General features: G+C 42.1%; 16 protein-coding genes and 1 tRNA gene. 9 read left to right on the top strand and 8 right to left on the bottom strand.

What is annotated here, in order from left to right; all coding sequences use genetic code 11:
• Nucleotides 1–7 precede the first annotated feature (7 nt).
• From rplA to AN394_RS17585, 5 genes are all read right to left on the bottom strand, one after another.
• Complete coding sequence (gene rplA, locus AN394_RS17605; protein WP_054564002.1) at nucleotides 8–712, bottom strand: 50S ribosomal protein L1; 705 nt, start codon at nucleotides 710–712, stop codon at nucleotides 8–10.
• Nucleotides 713–716: 4 nt separating this feature from the next.
• Complete coding sequence (gene rplK, locus AN394_RS17600) at nucleotides 717–1,145, bottom strand: 50S ribosomal protein L11 (RefSeq protein ID WP_054554827.1); 429 nt, start codon at nucleotides 1,143–1,145, stop codon at nucleotides 717–719.
• Nucleotides 1,146–1,359: 214 nt separating this feature from the next.
• Nucleotides 1,360–1,917: a transcription termination/antitermination protein NusG gene (gene nusG / locus AN394_RS17595; RefSeq protein ID WP_054554826.1), complete on the bottom strand. Its 558-nt coding sequence runs from the start codon at nucleotides 1,915–1,917 to the stop codon at nucleotides 1,360–1,362.
• 4 nt (nucleotides 1,918–1,921) lie between these two features.
• A complete protein-coding gene (secE, locus tag AN394_RS17590; RefSeq protein ID WP_036971579.1) occupies nucleotides 1,922–2,299 on the bottom strand; it encodes a preprotein translocase subunit SecE in 378 nt (125 codons plus the stop codon).
• Nucleotides 2,300–2,431: 132 nt separating this feature from the next.
• Nucleotides 2,432–2,508 (bottom strand) — tRNA-Trp (locus AN394_RS17585).
• A 216-nt stretch (nucleotides 2,509–2,724) separates the two neighbouring features.
• Between AN394_RS17585 and AN394_RS17580 the strand changes: the two genes are divergently transcribed.
• Entirely contained in the window at nucleotides 2,725–6,609 is a 3,885-nt protein-coding gene (locus tag AN394_RS17580) for a hybrid sensor histidine kinase/response regulator transcription factor (protein WP_235576280.1), read from the top strand.
• 125 nt (nucleotides 6,610–6,734) lie between these two features.
• Entirely contained in the window at nucleotides 6,735–7,865 is a 1,131-nt protein-coding gene (locus tag AN394_RS17575) for a CsgG/HfaB family protein (protein ID WP_055022148.1), read from the top strand.
• Nucleotides 7,866–7,905: 40 nt separating this feature from the next.
• Here the strand turns inward: AN394_RS17575 and AN394_RS17570 are convergent, their stop codons facing one another.
• From AN394_RS17570 to deoC, 3 genes are read right to left on the bottom strand one after another with little or no spacing between them, the layout of a single operon-like run.
• Nucleotides 7,906–8,754 carry an SPFH domain-containing protein gene (locus tag AN394_RS17570; protein ID WP_054564005.1) on the bottom strand — a complete coding sequence of 283 codons (849 nt, stop codon included), beginning with the start codon at nucleotides 8,752–8,754 and terminating at the stop codon, nucleotides 7,906–7,908.
• Between the two features lie 18 nt (nucleotides 8,755–8,772).
• Nucleotides 8,773–9,273 carry a hypothetical protein gene (locus AN394_RS17565; RefSeq protein ID WP_054554823.1) on the bottom strand — a complete coding sequence of 167 codons (501 nt, stop codon included), beginning with the start codon at nucleotides 9,271–9,273 and terminating at the stop codon, nucleotides 8,773–8,775.
• A complete protein-coding gene (gene deoC, locus AN394_RS17560; protein WP_055022147.1) occupies nucleotides 9,263–10,006 on the bottom strand; it encodes a deoxyribose-phosphate aldolase in 744 nt (247 codons plus the stop codon). The genes AN394_RS17565 and deoC overlap by 11 nt, the downstream gene beginning before the upstream one ends.
• Nucleotides 10,007–10,277: 271 nt before the next feature.
• On the opposite strand from deoC, the gene cysG reads away from it, so the two are divergent.
• The 7 genes from cysG (at nucleotide 10,278) to AN394_RS17525 (ending at nucleotide 17,352) form a co-directional block, all read left to right on the top strand.
• Entirely contained in the window at nucleotides 10,278–11,699 is a 1,422-nt protein-coding gene (gene cysG / locus AN394_RS17555) for a siroheme synthase CysG (protein WP_055022151.1), read from the top strand.
• A 35-nt stretch (nucleotides 11,700–11,734) separates the two neighbouring features.
• Entirely contained in the window at nucleotides 11,735–12,634 is a 900-nt protein-coding gene (gene cysD / locus AN394_RS17550) for a sulfate adenylyltransferase subunit CysD (RefSeq protein ID WP_054564008.1), read from the top strand.
• On the top strand, nucleotides 12,634–14,058 hold the full coding sequence (cysN, locus tag AN394_RS17545; protein ID WP_055022146.1) for a sulfate adenylyltransferase subunit CysN: 1,425 nt from the start codon (nucleotides 12,634–12,636) through the stop codon (nucleotides 14,056–14,058). The genes cysD and cysN overlap by 1 nt, the downstream gene beginning before the upstream one ends.
• Before the next feature lie 144 nt (nucleotides 14,059–14,202).
• Entirely contained in the window at nucleotides 14,203–14,799 is a 597-nt protein-coding gene (gene cysC / locus AN394_RS17540; RefSeq protein ID WP_054564010.1) for an adenylyl-sulfate kinase, read from the top strand.
• 3 nt (nucleotides 14,800–14,802) lie between these two features.
• Nucleotides 14,803–15,573, top strand: coding sequence for a 3'(2'),5'-bisphosphate nucleotidase CysQ (gene cysQ / locus AN394_RS17535; RefSeq protein WP_055022145.1), 771 nt, complete (start codon nucleotides 14,803–14,805; stop codon nucleotides 15,571–15,573).
• A gap of 171 nt (nucleotides 15,574–15,744) precedes the next feature.
• Nucleotides 15,745–15,936, top strand: coding sequence for a hypothetical protein (locus AN394_RS17530; RefSeq protein WP_055022144.1), 192 nt, complete (start codon nucleotides 15,745–15,747; stop codon nucleotides 15,934–15,936).
• 153 nt (nucleotides 15,937–16,089) lie between these two features.
• On the top strand, nucleotides 16,090–17,352 hold the full coding sequence (locus tag AN394_RS17525; protein WP_054564013.1) for an aromatic amino acid transport family protein: 1,263 nt from the start codon (nucleotides 16,090–16,092) through the stop codon (nucleotides 17,350–17,352).
• Nucleotides 17,353–17,684 lie beyond the last annotated feature (332 nt).

Genomic DNA, 17,684 nt, shown 5'->3' with positions numbered 1-17,684 from the left:
CTCTTAATTAAGCAACAACTGTGCTTAGAGAGTTTTGGTCAACAGCAACACCTGCGCCCATTGTTGTAGAGATAGTTACTTTCTTCACGTAAGTACCTTTTGCTTGAGAAGGTTTAGCCTTCTTAAGCGCAACAATAAGAGCTTCAAGGTTTTGTTGAAGTTGCTCAGCAGTGAAATCAACCTTACCGATAGTAGTATGGATGATACCGTTCTTGTCGTTACGGTAACGAACTTGACCTGCTTTCGCGTTTTTAACTGCTTCTGCAACGTTAGGCGTTACAGTACCAGTTTTAGGGTTTGGCATTAGACCACGTGGACCTAAGATTTGACCTAGTTGACCAACAACACGCATAGCGTCTGGAGATGCAACAACAACGTCAAAGTTCATCTCGCCTTTCTTAACTTGTTCAGCAAGATCTTCCATGCCCACTAATTCAGCACCAGCTTCTTTCGCAGCATCTGCGTTAGCGCCTTGTGTGAATACAGCAACACGAACTTCACGACCAGTACCGTTAGGTAGTACAGTTGCACCACGAACGTTTTGGTCAGATTTACGAGCATCGATACCAAGGTTAACAGCAACGTCAACACTTTCTACGAATTTAGCTGTCGCTAACTCTTTTAAAAGAGCAACTGCTTCGTTGATTTCGTAATCTTTAGTTACATCCACTTTTTCGCGGATTGTACGCATACGTTTAGTTAATTTTGCCATTATCTTAGTCCTCTACGTTCAAGCCCATCGCACGCGCAGAACCTGCGATAGTGCGAACTGCAGCGTCCATATCAGCCGCTGTAAGGTCAGGTCGTTTTGTCTCAACGATTTCTTCAAGTTGAGCACGAGTTACTGTACCCACTTTTTCAGTGTTAGGACGGCCAGAACCTGATTTGATGCCTGCAGCTTTCTTAAGTAAGTAAGCAGCCGGTGGAGTTTTCATGTCGAACGTGAAAGAACGGTCACCGTAAACAGAGATCACTACAGGAACTGGAGCGCCTTTTTCGATAGATTCTGTACGTGCGTTGAACGCTTTACAGAATTCCATGATGTTTACACCGTGTTGACCTAGTGCTGGACCTACTGGAGGACTAGGGTTAGCCATACCAGCGGCAACTTGTAGCTTGATAATAGCTTCAACTTTTTTAGCCATAATAAATACCTCATTTGGTGGGTCATAGCCTTGTGCGCGCGAGGACGCGTACTCTAACGGCTTCCCAGTTTAAAAATTGGTTCTCACTTTTTAGTGATAAAACAAGTTGTAACTTGCCCTAACACAAAAAGGCCGCTGATTATAAGTTAATCAGCGGCCTTTTTCAAGCGTATTGCCAAAATATTAAACGATTTTGGCGGCTTTAATTTTTTACTTACTTGTCTTGCTCAACTTGACCAAATTCAAGGTCAACAGGTGTCGAACGACCGAAGATAAGAACAGACACTTTCACGCGGCTCTTCTCGTAATCAACTTCTTCAACAACACCGCTGAAGTCAGCAAATGGACCATCGATAACACGAACAACTTCGCCTGGCTCAAATAATGTAGCTGGCTTAGGTGCTTCAGAGTTCTCTTGAAGACGGTTTAAGATGCGGTCAGCTTCTTTTTGGCTAATTGGTGCTGGACGATCAGACGTACCACCAATGAAACCCATAACACGTGCAGTGCTGTTCACTAAGTGCCAGCTTGCATCGTTCATGTCCATTTGAACTAGTACGTAACCTGGGAAGAATTTACGCTCAGATTTACGCTTTTGGCCAGCGCGCATCTCAACAACTTCTTCAGTTGGTACTAATACTTCACCAAAACTATCTTCCAAACCTTCGATCTTGATGTGCTCAAGAATAGTTTGTGCTACACGCTTCTCGTAACCAGAGAAAGCTTGTACTACGTACCAACGTAGTTTCTTTTCGTTCTTCTCATCCGACATGGGATTAGATCTCCAATCCAGTTAAAAAGCCTACTGCGCGGAATAAAATGCCATCTAATCCCCAAAGGATAAGCGCCATAATCACAGTTGCAACCATTACAATTAATGTCGTATGTGTTGTTTCTTGGCGAGTTGGCCACACAACTTTACGTACTTCGATACGTGCTTCTTTTGCAAACGCAAGAAAAGTACGACCTTTTTCAGTTAGTGAGGCAATGCCTAAACCAGCTGCAACAGCAACCACTACACCAATAGCACGTAATAATACAGATTGGTCTGCATACATGTGGTTACCAACGACTGCGCCTGCTAGTAGCGCAATTGCTACAATCCACTTTACTGAATCCATCGCACTTGATGGTGTTTCTACATTCGTGCTCATAATATTTTTACCTTAACTACAGACACAACAACCCTGCGCTCTGGCAGGGTTAATCCATTAAAATCTAAACTTAAAAACTGACTTGTTTAAACCGATTTTTAATTTCAGACTTAGCACACATTGTGTAAAAAGTGGCAGGGGCGGAGAGATTCGAACTCCCAACCGTCGGTTTTGGAGACCGCTGTTCTACCAATTGGAACTACGCCCCTGCAAAGTGGATGCCTATTATACTTACGCAATTCATTAACACAAGAGTAAAAGATACCCATTAGTTAAAATCTCATCAGTTCGTTTAAAAATCAATATTAACATTGATTAAAAAGCAGTTTATCATAAACCCATTACAGGAACACGAAACAACATGGATCAGTGTGCTGCTATTAAAATCCCCTTTTAATATTGTATTGTTATGCCTCACTTTGTTGATGGCTAATCAGGCTAGTGCACGTTCTTTACACCTAGGCACTTTTAATAGTCAGCAAGGCCTGAGTCAAAATTCAATCACTTGCAGCATCACCGACCAGCAAGGCTTTTTATGGTTTGCTACACAAGGTGGCTTAAATCGCTTTGATGGTTATGAATTTAAGCGTTTTAAAGCTAACAGCGATCATAAAAGCATTTCAGGGAACTGGATCACCGGCTGTGTTAAAGATAGTAAAAACCAGCTATGGTTTTCGACTGCAAGCAAAGGGCTTAATAGACTCAACCCTAAAACCGGTCTGTTTGAGACTTACTCTACATCTAATAATGATGGACTGAGTGAAGATAAAATCTGGTCTATGGCGTTAGCTAAAGATGATATTCTTTGGCTAGGTCACGAACACGGTAAATTAACCCGTTTTGATGTATCAAATAATAGTTTTACACACTTTCACTATAAATCAGCGCAGCCATTGGTTCGAGACATTGTTATTACCGATGAACTAATTTGGCTTGCCACAGATAAAGGGCTTATTTCATTTGACCCAATTACTGAGCAATTTACTCAGCATGCTCAGATCGCCGTGCCGCTCTGGCATCTCAAGTTGCTTAATGACGAAAAGCTGCTTATTGGCGCTAAAAAAGGTCTTTATATATTAAATTTAGCTACTCAAAGTAGTGAAAAAATCGAACAGTTTAATGGAACCTGGGTAACAGACAGCCTCGTTGATCAACAGCAAAACCTTTGGCTTACAAGCTATGGACAAGGTCTATACCTTTTACCTGCAGGTGCTGACTTACAAGAGCAATTCACTCAATATCGCCATGACAAACAAAACCCCAACGGCTTAAGCAGCGACTATCTGCTTTCTCTTTTTCAAGACTCGCAAGGTGTTATTTGGCTGGGCACAGATGGCTATGGTGTGCACCGCTATGATCCTAAGCAGCAACAGTTCTCTCATCAATTAAAAACCTCTCAAGCAAATTCGTTAAGTCATAACTTTGTTCGTTCAATAGTTAAGAGAGCCAATGGTGAGGTATGGGTTGGCACCCGTGATGGACTCAACCGCAAAACAACGTCTGGTTATCAACACTTTAAAAACGCCCTACCTAATAACAATATATTTGCCCTACACGAAGATGCTAACCAGCAATTATGGATTGGTACTTACGGTGGCGGTTTAATTAAGTATCAAGACAGCCTTGATGAGTTTACAACTTTCACCATGCAAAGCCACCAGCTAGCCAGTGATCGTGTTTACGCAATTACCAGCGACAAAACAGGTGCACTTTGGCTAGGTAGTAACCAAGGCTTAACCCGCTTTGAACCAACCTCTGCCAAGGTGACTCACTATAAGCACAATGATGCGCAAAATAGCCTTGCCAACAACACCGTATTTACTTTGGCTTATGATAATGAAGAGCACGCACTATGGATTGGTACCCGAGCAGGACTCAATAAACTAGATATCTCAACAGAGGAATTTAGATTATTAGATGAGCAAGATTCAGGCGAGACAGGGCTTAGCCACAATATGGTTACCTCTTTATTACTCAGTGAAGACAGCATTTGGGTTGGCACCATGCAAGGCTTGAATCAGGTCAATAAACATACCCTCACAGTGAAACACATAACTGAGCAGCAAGGATTAGCTAATGACAACATTTTTGACATTCTTGCCGATAAACAAGGCACGCTTTGGCTTGCAACCAATGGCGGACTCACTCGCTATAACTCCAGCACACAGCAAATTCAGCAGTTTTTGCCTGAAGATGGTATTCAACACCAGTCATTTATACTGGGTGCGAGCTTTCAAGCTGACGATGGCGAGTTATTTTTTGGGGGTATTAATGGCTACAATCATTTTTACCCTGAGCAACTAACCTTATCGCACACTCCCCCTACTCCAGTGTTAACTGAGTTATTACTTAATAACCGAGCAATTAAAAGTAATCATTTTGATAAGCAAACCAATACGCTTGCTAGTGCAACTCAGACATTCTCGTTTGCAAAATCAGCGGGGGTTATCGGCTTTAAATTTAGTGCATTAAAAAATGGCTCGACTCCAAAACATTACCAATATGGCTACAAGCTAGCTGGCTTTGATGAGCAATTTTTATATACCGATGCATCCCTTAGACAAATTAACTATCCACAGCTGCCTGCTGGTCACTACCAGTTATTGCTAAAAGCAAAAGATCAATATGGCCAATGGAGTGACAGTACACAGCTGTTAGAACTTACTGTTGTGCCTCCTTGGTGGCAAACTAAATTAGCCTACGGCATTTACTTTACGTTTGCTTTAGCACTGACTTGGCTTGTGTTAAATGCCTTGTACAAGCGCAAACTAGCAGAGCAAGAGAAGCAAACCGAAATTGAGTTAAACAAATTAAAAGATCAGTTTTTAGATAACATCAGCCACGAACTCAAAACACCACTTAGCTTAATACTCGCTCCGGTAAGTCAGTTACAGCGAAGCAATGCAGACTCTCAAGCTCAAACGCAACTAGCCAGTATTAAACGTAACTGCCAGCGCTTACTAGAGCTCATCAATCAACTTTTACAACTGAGTCAACGTCCAAGCACGGCAATTTACACTGTCAGCCCCTATTCTATTACGCCATTTTTAACAGATTTAGTGGCGGATTTCAGACCTCTGTATGAGCAAAAACAGCTGCAATTTAGCTTCACTGACACCACCACTACAGCACTTAAAATTAACCTTGCTCCTGAACATGCCCACTCGATTTTCAGTAACCTGATAAGCAATGCACTTAAGTACACCCCTTCAGGTGGCACTGTCGATATTCACCTTAGTGAAGTGCAACAAGCGTTACAGTTTAAAATTAATGATACCGGTGTGGGTATTGCCAGTGAGCATCAGCAGTCTATTTTTCAGCGCTTTACTCGCTTAACATCGTCAGAACCAGGAAGTGGTATTGGCCTGAGCTTAGTAAAACAACTCATTGAAAAGTATGATGGCTCTATCAGTGTAAGCAGTAACATCGCTGAAGGTAGCTGCTTTACTGTGTCATTACCTGTGGTTGAAAGTGCTGATAAGCACATTAATAGTGCTACGCAAGTTCTTACCTCACAACAGACATTGCTGATTGTTGAAGATAATGAGGAAATGGCAGAGCTGCTCCTTTCTTTATTTAATAACGAGTTTAACTGTATCTGTGCTGCTGATGGCCAGCAAGCTCTCGACCTTTGTCAGTCAGACCTGCCTGACCTCATTATCAGTGATGTGATGATGCCGAATATGGATGGCTATCAATTATTAGCAGCTCTTCGAGCAAACCCGGCCACCAGCCACATTCCGGTATTATTACTTTCAGCTAAAGCAGATACCCACAGTCGCTTAAAAGGGCTTGATTTATTAGCTGATGACTTTTTAAGTAAACCTTTTGAACCGGCTCTACTAGTAAGCAGAGTAAAAGGACTGCTTAATCTGAGACAAATTTTAAACCAACACCTAACAGCACAACTGGCAGCTCCTCTGAATAGCGATACAGCGGCAGTAACAGTACAAAATAAAGATTACTCTTTTACAGAAAAGCTTAAGCAGATAGTACAAGCGCATTACCAAGATGAAAGCTTCTCGGTTGAGCAACTAGCCTCTGCGTTATGTTTAAGCTCTCGAGCTCTGCAACTAAAAATGAAAGCCTTGTACTCACAAACGCCTTCTGATTATTTGCGTAATACTCGCTTAGAGTTTGCAAAAAAACAGCTAATCGATAGCGCGTTAGCAATTGGTCAAGTAGCGGAGCAAGCAGGTTTTAGTTCACAAAGCTATTTTGCCCGAAGCTTTAAGAGCTATGTTGGCTTATCACCAAAACAGTATCGAGAAAAATATCAAAAACATGCCGAATTTCGCGTCAGTGAATAAAGTTTTCGCCTGAGTGCTATCAATAAAATACTGATTTTTATAGCTTATCCATACAAACATCAATAACAACAAAGCCCATAGTGCGGCGTTATTTACTGCATGAGATATAAGTTAAGGAAAGTCATATGCTCACCAAAACACACAAAGCAATTTCGATTACGTTACTTGCTGCAGCACTGACTGCATGCCAAAGTACTTCGACAACCACCAGCAATAACAATAGCCCAGATATAAACGAAGTTGCACAGCAGCAGTACAATGGCCCAAAAGCTCGGATCGCTGTTGCCCGCTTTACTGATAAATCAAACGATTCACGTTGGTGGCGTAAAGAAATTGGTGAAGGTATGGCCGATCAACTCACAACGGCATTAGTTAGCACCAATCGCTTTATTGTTTTAGAGCGACAAGCACTTGATGCCGTATTATCAGAACAAGACCTTGCTGTGTCAGGCCGTGTGAGTGCAGCATCAGGAGCTGCGTATGGTGAAATAGAGGGAGCCGAAATTGTTGTGGTTGCCGCAGTTACAGAGTTTGATGATGACAACTCAGGCACTCGTGTCGGCAGTGGTGGCTTTATCGGCGATGTATTTAGCTCAGTATCGGCGGGTTTTTCAAGTTCGCACATGGCGATAGATTTACGCTTAATCGATACGCGTACTTCACGTATTTTAGCCGCTACCAGTGTTGAGGGTGGCAGTAAAGATTTTGACTTTACATCTGCTGCTACCAATTTTGGTGGCGCACTCGTTGGTGGTAACTTAAGTAGCTGGTCAAACACACCAAAAGAAAAAGCATTGCGCGAAGTGATCGTAAAAGCTGTTGAGTTTTTAGAATCAAAAGTACCAACAACTTATTATCGCTATAATAGCGATAACACCATTGCAGCAGGCCATACAGCCCCTGCACCACTAAAAGTAACCGCAGCAGCACCCGCTAAAGCGCCAGTTGCATCGGTTAGTGTTCCAACTCACAGAATGCCTTACTACGAAAAAACAGACTTAGCGATGTCACGACTGAACTTGGTTTGTTTGGGTTATTTGAAAAGGCAGCCTCACTACGAAGAATATGAAATAGAAGACGTAGAGTACGATGAAGCAACGGTGATTGCGCTCACTGAGTATCAGCAAGAAAAAAAGCTGAAAGTGACAGGCCTTGCTGATGAGACAACTAAGAAGTCTCTTGATGATTCAGGGTGTATTGCCAAAACGAACAAATCAAGTTTAGAAAGCTTTGGCAGTATGTTTAAATTTAACTAAGCAAACTAACAGCCAGTGCCAGCACTGGCTGTTTAAACCCTTAGTTTGTGCCTTTCACCAGTGGTACACCATTGTTACCAACAGGAATATAAACTGTTGTATGGTTAGGTGACTCAGCCATCTTTAACTGCGCATTAATAGCTTCATGTTGTAGATAATTTGGCGTCAAAGTGGCATTAATGATTTTTTGCGCCTGTGCAATACCTTTCGCTTCTTCTACACGTATCTCAGCATCTTTTCGTGCAATTTCTTTTTGCGTTTCTTTTTCAGACAGTAATTGTTGTGCAGCCAACTTTTTCTCAACAGCATTAGCAACAATAGCCGGATAATTAATATTTCCCACTACGACATTGGCGAGCTTAAATGGCGTTGGTTCTAAATATGCTTTTAACCGAGCTGTTACTTCTGCTGCTATTTTCTCGCGATTAGTTTTTAACACACCACTATCGTATTGCTGCACTATATCACGCACATAAGTTCTAAATGTTTCACGAACAAATCGCGGATACCAATCTTCACCACCGTATTGCTCAACCACCGCTCTGACAGAGCCGCTTTCTATTGAAATGACCGCATGAAAATCAAAACTAATGTTTAAGTCATCGTTAGCTAAGATTTTAAATGCTTCAGTATACGTATTCGGGCGCATATCAATATTAATCACCTGATTTCGCCAAAGTGACATGCCGTAATTAGCTGGGCCAATCATAGTGCCTTGATAACCGCCTTCACCAAACACCCGCGGCTTTTCAAATACGTAACCCTCTTCACCCGCTGGTGTACTTGGGTTAGTACATGCCGTGAGCGATACAGCCACTAAACCTGCTAATGCTAAACTTGGAAAAACACTCGATAGAAGTGTTTGCGTCCCTGAACGTTTAAATTTCATTGTTGTTATCTCATTCCATTATAAAATTTGTAATAACTCACCACGATAAAAATCACATAACAACCAAATTTGTTGAAATGGATGCTGCTTAGGCACATCAAGGTGAGTAAGTACTGACTTAAAATCATCAAGATGCCATATAGTACTGGCATTTCGAATTAATAACCAAGGCTGAGTAGACTCGTAGTGTTTCTTAGCTTTTTGTGCCAGCAAGCGATGCAAAGCACAGTGCAGACGCTCGTTACTCGGTGCTAAAGCCATTTCAGCGAGATCTCGTTGCATTGAGATAGACAGCGGCCGACCTAACACCGCCATTGCTTCTGTTTCGCTGGCATATAAATGTGCGACTTCAATATCGAGCCGTTCATCACCTTTATAACAACTCACGTCTGGTTTGCTTGGCGTGTTATGCCAAATATTACGCATACTTACGCCAAACTGCTTTTCGTAACAGCGCAAAAACAACTTTGCTGCGCCATGCTCGAGCGCTATTTTTTCTTGTTCACTTTCACGATTCATTTAATGTTGCATACACATCTTTTAATAACCCAGAAGCGCCAAAACGAAATAGCTCGGGTTGTAAGTACGCTTCACCCATGATTGATTCAGCTAGGTCTAAATACTCAGCAGCATCGGTAACTGTTCTGACCCCGCCTGCCGCCTTAAAACCAACCTTTTTACCACTCGCTTTTATAGTATTTAACATGATGTCAGTTGCAGCTAGCGTTGCATTTACAGTCACTTTACCGGTACTGGTTTTAACAAAGTCAGCGCCGCCATTAATTGCCAGCTGAGTTGCTGTTGCAATGAGGTCATCGCTTAATTCGCCACTTTCGATTATGACTTTAAGCTGCGCTTGAGTGCCACATGCCTCTTTTGACGCTTTGACATACTCTAAAACTTTGCGCTCATCACCACCAATAAGCGCTTTGTAGGGGATCACTAAATCAATTTCATCAGCACCGCGTTCAATGGCAAATAGGGTTTCATTTAACACTTGCTCTAACGGCTCATCCCCACTAGGAAAGTTCGTAACTGTAGCCACTTTAACTTGCTGTAGTTCACGCTCAGCGAGTGCTAGTTTAGCGTCGCTTACAAACTGGCTATACACACAGACCGCTGCAGGAATACCTAACGTTGGCTCAATACTGGCAACCAAGTTATTAATGGTTTCTGTTGTGTCGCTGTCATTCAGAGTTGTTAAGTCCATCAGTGCCACCGCTTGGGCAGCGCTTGTTTGCATTTTAGTCATAGCTCTTATATTTGTGTTGCCATATTAGTGACCTATAGTAGCAAATTTTTATCATTCGGCTATAAATCATAACTAATCACCATAAGGCTGCTTATTTACTTGTAACTCGCCGCAATCCCTTGTTAACTAAGTCTTAAGCCAAAACAAACCACCTGGTATAACTTTTAGTTATATAAACTTGGTTTTAATTATTTTTTACTTTTTTTAGAGCACTATATTCTGCTTGCCTGCAATAAGCAGTTTCTTGATGTGTTTTAGGGGTGAGAACAAAGTGCAATATTTACCAATCTTTACCAAATTAGACGACAAACCTGTGCTGGTAGTCGGCGGTGGAGATGTCGCATTACGCAAATGCCGCGCATTTTTAAAAGCGCGTGCTCATGTGACGCTAGTCGCCCCTGAATTTTGTGATGAACTTCGAGAACTTGCTGAGAAAGGTGATGTAACACTCATTAACGACTTTTTCAAAGAACAGTATTTAGATCAGCAAATGCTGGTAATCGCTGCAACTGATATAGACAGCGTTAACAAAGATGTGTTCGAACTTGCTAATGCGCGCAATATTTTCGTTAACGTGGTGGATGATCAACCTAAGTGCAGCTTTATTTTCCCATCAATTGTTGACCGAGACCCGATCACAATTGCAATTTCAAGCGCAGGCACAGCGCCAGTATTAGCACGTCGTTTACGTGAAAAACTTGAAACGCTTATTCCACAGCATATTGGTCCACTTGCTACATTAGTTGGTAGCTTTCGCGACAAAGTAAAACAACGCTTTAAACACTTTGCTGATCGTCGTCAGTTTTGGGAAGGCGTATTTGATTCATCAGTTGTAAGCAAAGTACAAGCGGGTAATACCGAAGCTGCAACAGCGCAGTTAGAGCAATTATTAGATGCAAAGCCAGAACCAGAAGGCGAAGTGTATGTTGTAGGTGCAGGCCCAGGTGACCCTGAGCTACTAACCTTAAAAGCACTACAGTTAATGCAACAAGCCGACGTAGTTGTATATGACTACTTAGTTTCTGATGAAATTATGGATTTAGTACGCCGTGATGCCGACCTAGTTTGCGTAGGTAAACGTTTAGGCGATCACAGCGTAGCGCAAGAAGATACCAATCAGATGTTGGTCGATTTTGCCAAGCAAGGCAAAAAAGTTTGCCGTATTAAAGGTGGCGACCCGTTTATTTATGGTCGTGGTGGTGAAGAAGTACAAGTTCTTGCCGCGAATAAAGTGCGTTACCAAATCGTACCGGGTATTACAGCTGCTGCAGGTTGTAGCGCTTATGCAGGTATTCCACTTACTCACAGAGATCATGCGCAAGCCATTCAGTTTGTAACGGGTCACTGTAAAAAAGATGGTCAAGAATTAGATTGGCAGTCACTTGCCAAGCCAAATCAGACCTTAGCGATTTATATGGGAGTGATTAAATCACCGCATATTCAAGCACAACTATTGAAACATGGCCGCGGTGCAGATACCCCCGTTGCCATTATCGAAAACGGCACACGTAAAGAACAACGTGTGGTAACAGGGCAATTAGGTGAGCTGGCCGATTTGATTTCGCGCTATAGCATTATTTCACCCGCCTTATTAATTATTGGCGAAGTTGCATCATTGCATCATCAGCTTGCATGGTTTGGTCAAACAGAGCAAACCAGCAGCTTTGCCCAGCCAATTACTGGCGTAGCTTAATTTAACTTTTAATCATTTTAGTAGGACGACTAACAATGGCTTTAACACACCTTCAGCAATTAGAAGCTGAAAGTATCAAAATCATGCGCGAAGTTGCTGCTGAGTTTGAAAACCCGGTGATGCTTTACTCAATCGGTAAAGATTCATCAGTGTTATTACACTTAGCACGTAAAGCGTTTTATCCAGCAAAGATCCCATTTCCACTTTTACACGTTGATACCAACTGGAAGTTTAAGGAAATGATCGAGTTTCGTGACCGCCTAGCTAAAGAGTATGGCTTTGATTTAATCGTCCACAAAAATCCTGAAGGGTTAGAGATTGATATCAATCCATTTGTACACGGCTCTGCAAAGCACACCGACATCATGAAAACGCAGGGCTTAAAGCAAGCGTTAGATAAATACGGCTTTGATGCTGCGTTTGGTGGGGCACGTCGTGACGAAGAGAAATCACGAGCTAAAGAGCGTGTGTACTCATTCCGTGATAAACACCACAGATGGGATCCAAAAAACCAACGTCCAGAGCTTTGGAATACGTACAACAGCCAAGTTAACCCGGGTGAAAGCATTCGTGTATTCCCGTTATCTAACTGGACTGAACTTGATATTTGGCAGTATATCTACCAAGAAAACATTGAAATGGTTCCACTTTACCTTGCAAAAGAACGCCCAGTCGTTGAGCGTAACGGCACGCTAATCATGGTTGATGACGAGCGTATGCCATTAGAAGAAGGCGAAGTACCACAAATGAAATCTGTCCGTTTCCGTACCCTTGGTTGTTACCCGCTGACAGGTGCTGTGGAATCAAATGCAGGAACCTTAACTGAAATTATTGAAGAAATGCTGCTTTCAACCTCTTCTGAGCGTGAAGGCCGCGTGATTGATCACGACTCTGCTGGTTCAATGGAAAAGAAAAAACGTGAGGGCTATTTCTAATGTCTAAAACAAACGACACGATTAATGAAGTAAGAGAGTTAGGTATCGACGCCTACCTTGCGCGTCAACAAGACAAAAGCCTTTTACGCATGCTGACCTGTGGTAGTGTGGATGACGGTAAATCAACGCTGATTGGCCGCCTTTTACACGACAGTCACCAAATTTATGAAGACCAACTTGCAGCCCTGCATAAAGACAATGAAAAAGTCGGTAATGCCGGTGAAGAGCTTGATTTAGCACTCCTTGTAGATGGTCTTCAAGCTGAACGTGAGCAAGGTATTACCATTGACGTTGCTTATCGTTACTTCTCAACAGCAAAACGTAAGTTCATTATTGCTGATACGCCAGGACATGAGCAGTACACGCGTAACATGGTAACCGGTGCATCAACCAGTGATGTGGCGATTATCTTAGTTGACGCTCGTTACGGCGTACAAGTACAAACTAAGCGTCATAGCTTTATCTGTGACTCACTAGGTATTAAGCAGTTTGTTGTTGCTATCAATAAGATGGATATCGTCGATTTTGATGAAACCGTATATGAGAAAATCAAAGCGGATTACCTTAAGTTTGCAGAGCAACTAAACGTTTCTAATATCAAGTTTGTGCCTATGTCAGCGCTAAAAGGTGACAATGTAGTTACACGCTCAGAGCACACACCTTACTACACTGATAAACCACTACTTGAGTTACTTGAAGACTCACCAGCTGCAGAACTTGATAACGGTTTTGAAGCACGTCTTCCGGTCCAGTATGTGGTACGCCCTAACCTAGACTTCCGAGGCTTCCAAGGTACTTTAACCTCTGGCAAGTTCAGCGTGGGTGATGCAGTAAAGGTTTTACCATCAGGTAAAAGCTCAAGCATCAAAGAGATTGTGACTTTCGATGGCAACTTAGATACAGCTGAAGCAGGCCAAGCAATTACCTTAACGTTAAACGACGAAATTGATATCAGCCGTGGCGATGTGATTGTACCAGCCGCTTCAAAAGCCGCTGTTTCAAACCGTATTCAAGCTAAATTAGTATGGATGCATGAAGCGCCGCTTGTATTAGGTAAAAGCTACAACTTTAAGTTAGGCAGCAAAAATACCTCGGCAGTGGTAAGAAAAATCGATCACACGATTGATGTAAATACCCTTGAGCATGGTCAAGCAGACTCATTACAACTTAACGAAATTGCGATTGTAACCTTAGAGCTTACAGAAACAATTTTGGCTGATGAGTACCACAACAACCATGAAACAGGTGCGTTTATCCTAATTGACCGCCTATCAAACCTAACCGTTGCGGCAGGTATGATTGAGCAATTACTTAGCACTGAAGAGCAACAAAGTAGCTTTAGCGACTTTGAAGTTGAATTTAATGCTTTAGTACGCAAGCACTTCCCTCATTGGCAAGCGCTTGATATAAGCCAACTTAAATAAGCTAGGTAAGACAATGCTGGCTATAAGACAACAAACGTTTTAAAGCCAGCATTACTATTTATATTTGATTACCACACTCTCACCCCTTTAAATCTATTTCTTTATTTTGAGAGCTTTGGTTCCTCAATCATTGGAGTAAAGATAATGGATGAAAATATCGTTTGGCATAATTACGCCATTAGCAAATCACAGCGTAGTGAGCAAAAAAAGCATAAGCCTGCCATTCTATGGTTCACTGGTTTTTCAGGTTCAGGCAAAAGCACAGTTGCGAACGCACTAGAAAGCGCATTAAATCAATTAGGTGTTCACACCTATCTACTCGATGGTGACAATGTTCGTCATGGCTTGTGCAAAGATCTTGGCTTTACTGATGAAGACCGCGTGGAAAACATTCGCCGCGTTGGTGAAACTGCAAAGCTAATGGTCGATGCCGGTCTTGTGGTATTAACCGCATTTATTTCGCCATTTCAAAGCGAACGCGATATGGTAAGAAACTTAGTAGAGGATGGTGAGTTTATTGAGGTATTTTTAGATACCCCCCTCGACGTGTGTGAAACACGCGACCCTAAAGGGCTTTATAAAAAAGCGCGAGCAGGTGAAATTAAGCACTTCACTGGTATCGACTCAGACTATCAAATCCCTACATCGCCAGAAATTAAAATCGATACTAGCAAAAACACCCTAGACCAATCGGTGCAAGAGCTGGTAGCGTATTTAAAACAACAGCAAATTATAGGTTAAGTCATGAATCAAACGGAACTGCTAGAAGAAATCTTACTCCTCGCACGCCAAGCCGGTAGCGCAATAATGGGGATTTACGAAAAGGACTTTAATGTTGAGTACAAAGCTGATGAAAGCCCAGTGACCGACGCCGACCTAGCAGCTCACAAAGTGATTATGAATGGCTTACAACATCTTACCCCTGATGTACCAATTCTAAGCGAAGAAAGCGCTGATATTAGCTGGGATATTCGTCAAACTTGGCACCGCTACTGGTTAGTAGACCCAATTGATGGCACCAAAGAGTTCATTAAAAAAAATGGCGAGTTTACAGTAAACATTGCCTTGATAGAAAAAGGTAAACCGGTATTAGCTGTTGTTGATGCACCAGCATTAGGTGTGTCGTATATTGCCGCAGAAGCAATAGGTGCCTTTAAAGATAAAGGTGATGAACGTATCGAACTTAAGGTAACTCGTAAGCCAAATAAAGGGCTTATTCGTGTTGTCGGCAGCCGTTCACACCCTTCTCCAGATTTAGCTGAATTTGTAAAACAGTTTGAAGATGTAGAAATGGTTTCAAAGGGAAGCTCGCTAAAACTTTGTCTGGTTGCCGAAGGTAGTGCAGATATATACCCACGCCTTGGCCCAACCTGTGAGTGGGATACCGGAGCTGGCCATGCGATTGCCGAAATAGCAGGTGCAACGGTTAGTAAACTCGATGGCAGCCCACTACTGTATAACAGTAAAGAAGAGTATCTGAATCCGTTTTTTGTCGTATCTGCATTACAGAACTAAAGCGTTCCGTTAAATATCGTAGGCTGGGTAGAGCGTAGCGAAACCCAGCATCTATCCTATCATCGTAACTCTAGCCCCTTTAATACTCCTTATTTTACAATCAGTTTAACCTAGCCAATAAGCCTTTGTTCCTATAGTATTTTGCTCTCTCAAACTATTAAAGGAATAACCATGACGACTGTTGAAAAAGCAATTGAAGCCGGCTACGAGGCCCAAATTAGCGCACTATATAAAGCCCTTTCACAAGGGGTACTTGCCGCTAATGGTGATGAAAGTGAAATCACTGCAGCTGAGGCACGTTTTAAGAAAGGTTTAGCATTTGCCGCAGACATTAAAGCTCGCGCACTTGCAGCAGCAGAATAAATACCACAACAGGGCTTTATAAATAAGCCCTGCCACCTTCCTTTGTAAGTCTCTCCTTACAGCATAGTTATCTAAATACAACGCTAAAACATGCATTCTTAATCGCTTTTCTATATGCTGCGCGACAATTATTATTCTAATAGTGGAGTGCTAATGAACACACATCAAGATGCTATGCCGTATGATGCATCGACAACAAGTAGTAACTCAAAATGGAACCTTCATGACACCCAATGGGTATTAAGTTTATTTGGCACCGCAGTTGGTGCAGGGATTTTATTCTTACCAATTAATATCGGTATCGGCGGATTTTGGCCTTTGATTATCATGGCATGTCTTGCCTTTCCGATGACCTACTTAGCTCACAGAGGTTTAGCCCGATTTGTTTTATCATCAAAAAAGCCTGAAGCGGATTTTACCGATGTTGTAGAAGAACACTTTGGCATTAATGCAGGGCGCTTAATATCTTTACTGTACTTTCTCTCTATCTTCCCTATCTTACTTATTTATGGTGTTGGCTTAACCAATACAGTAGACAGTTTTATCGTTAATCAATTAGGTATGGAGTCGCCACCACGCGTACTGTTATCTGGTGTGCTCGTTGGCGGTATGATCAGTTTAATGCTAGGTGGTGAAGCATTGATGTTACGTGCTTTTGCAATCCTTGTTTATCCTCTCGTCGCTATCTTGTTTTTCTTATCGATTTACTTGATCCCAAGTTGGCAAATGCCAGATGTAACAGTGCCTGAGTTTTCTGGCTTCATGAAAACACTTTGGTTATCAATACCTATCATCGTATTCTCATTTAGCCACGCAGCTGCGATATCAAGCTTTGTACATGTACAGCGTGCTCACTATGGCAACAATGCTAAAATGAAGTCAGAAGCAATTCTGAAGCGTACCAGTCTACTATTAATCGTGTTTGTTTTACTGTTTGTATTCTCATGTGTGTTGTCACTATCTACTGAGCAAATGGTACAAGCAAAAGCTGATAACGTGTCTATCTTGTCATTCCTTGCCAATATCACTGATAACTCGTTTATTGCGACCTTAGGGCCATTAGTTGCCTTTATTGCAATTACCTCTTCGTTCTTAGGTCACTTCTTAGGTGCCCGTGAAAGCTTTAATGGTCTTGTTAGTAAGCAAGCCCATATGAACCCTAAACTCGTTGATAAAATTGGCACTGTTATCATGTTCTTCGCTATTTGGTATTGCTCAGTGATCAACCCAAGTATTTTAGACATGATGGATCAGCTATCAGGCCCTATTATCGCCATGATCCTTTTCATCATGCCAATGATTGCCGTTTATAAAGTACCTAGCTTACACAAATACAGAAACCGCTTAAGCACACTGTTTGTATTAACAGTTGGCTCTCTAGCTGTGTTTGCACTTATCTACAGCATGATTAAGTAATCTCATCATTGCTAGATATAGAAGCCCAGTCGGGAAACCGGCTGGGCTTTTTTTAGTTCACGAGATACGAGAGTGGAGTTAGTGAGGGGAAAGTTGAAAGAGTAAAGTTTTGAGGTCTGGCGTAGGTTGGGTAGAGCGGAGTGAAGCCCAACACAGAGCTATCAGCTTTCAGCCGTCAGCTATCAGCCGATAGGTGGAGGTTCTAGGTTCTAGGTTCTAGGTTCTAGGTTCTAGGTTCTAGGTTCTAGGTTCTAGGTTCTAGGTTCTAGGTTCTAGGCAAAGTGTACTTGTTGGAATGGCTTTAGCCATGAATGTGTTTGTTATGGTCTGAA

Source organism: Pseudoalteromonas sp. P1-26, assembly GCF_001401795.1.
Classification (GTDB): domain Bacteria; phylum Pseudomonadota; class Gammaproteobacteria; order Enterobacterales; family Alteromonadaceae; genus Pseudoalteromonas.
This window is presented reverse-complemented; position numbering and strand designations above follow the sequence as displayed.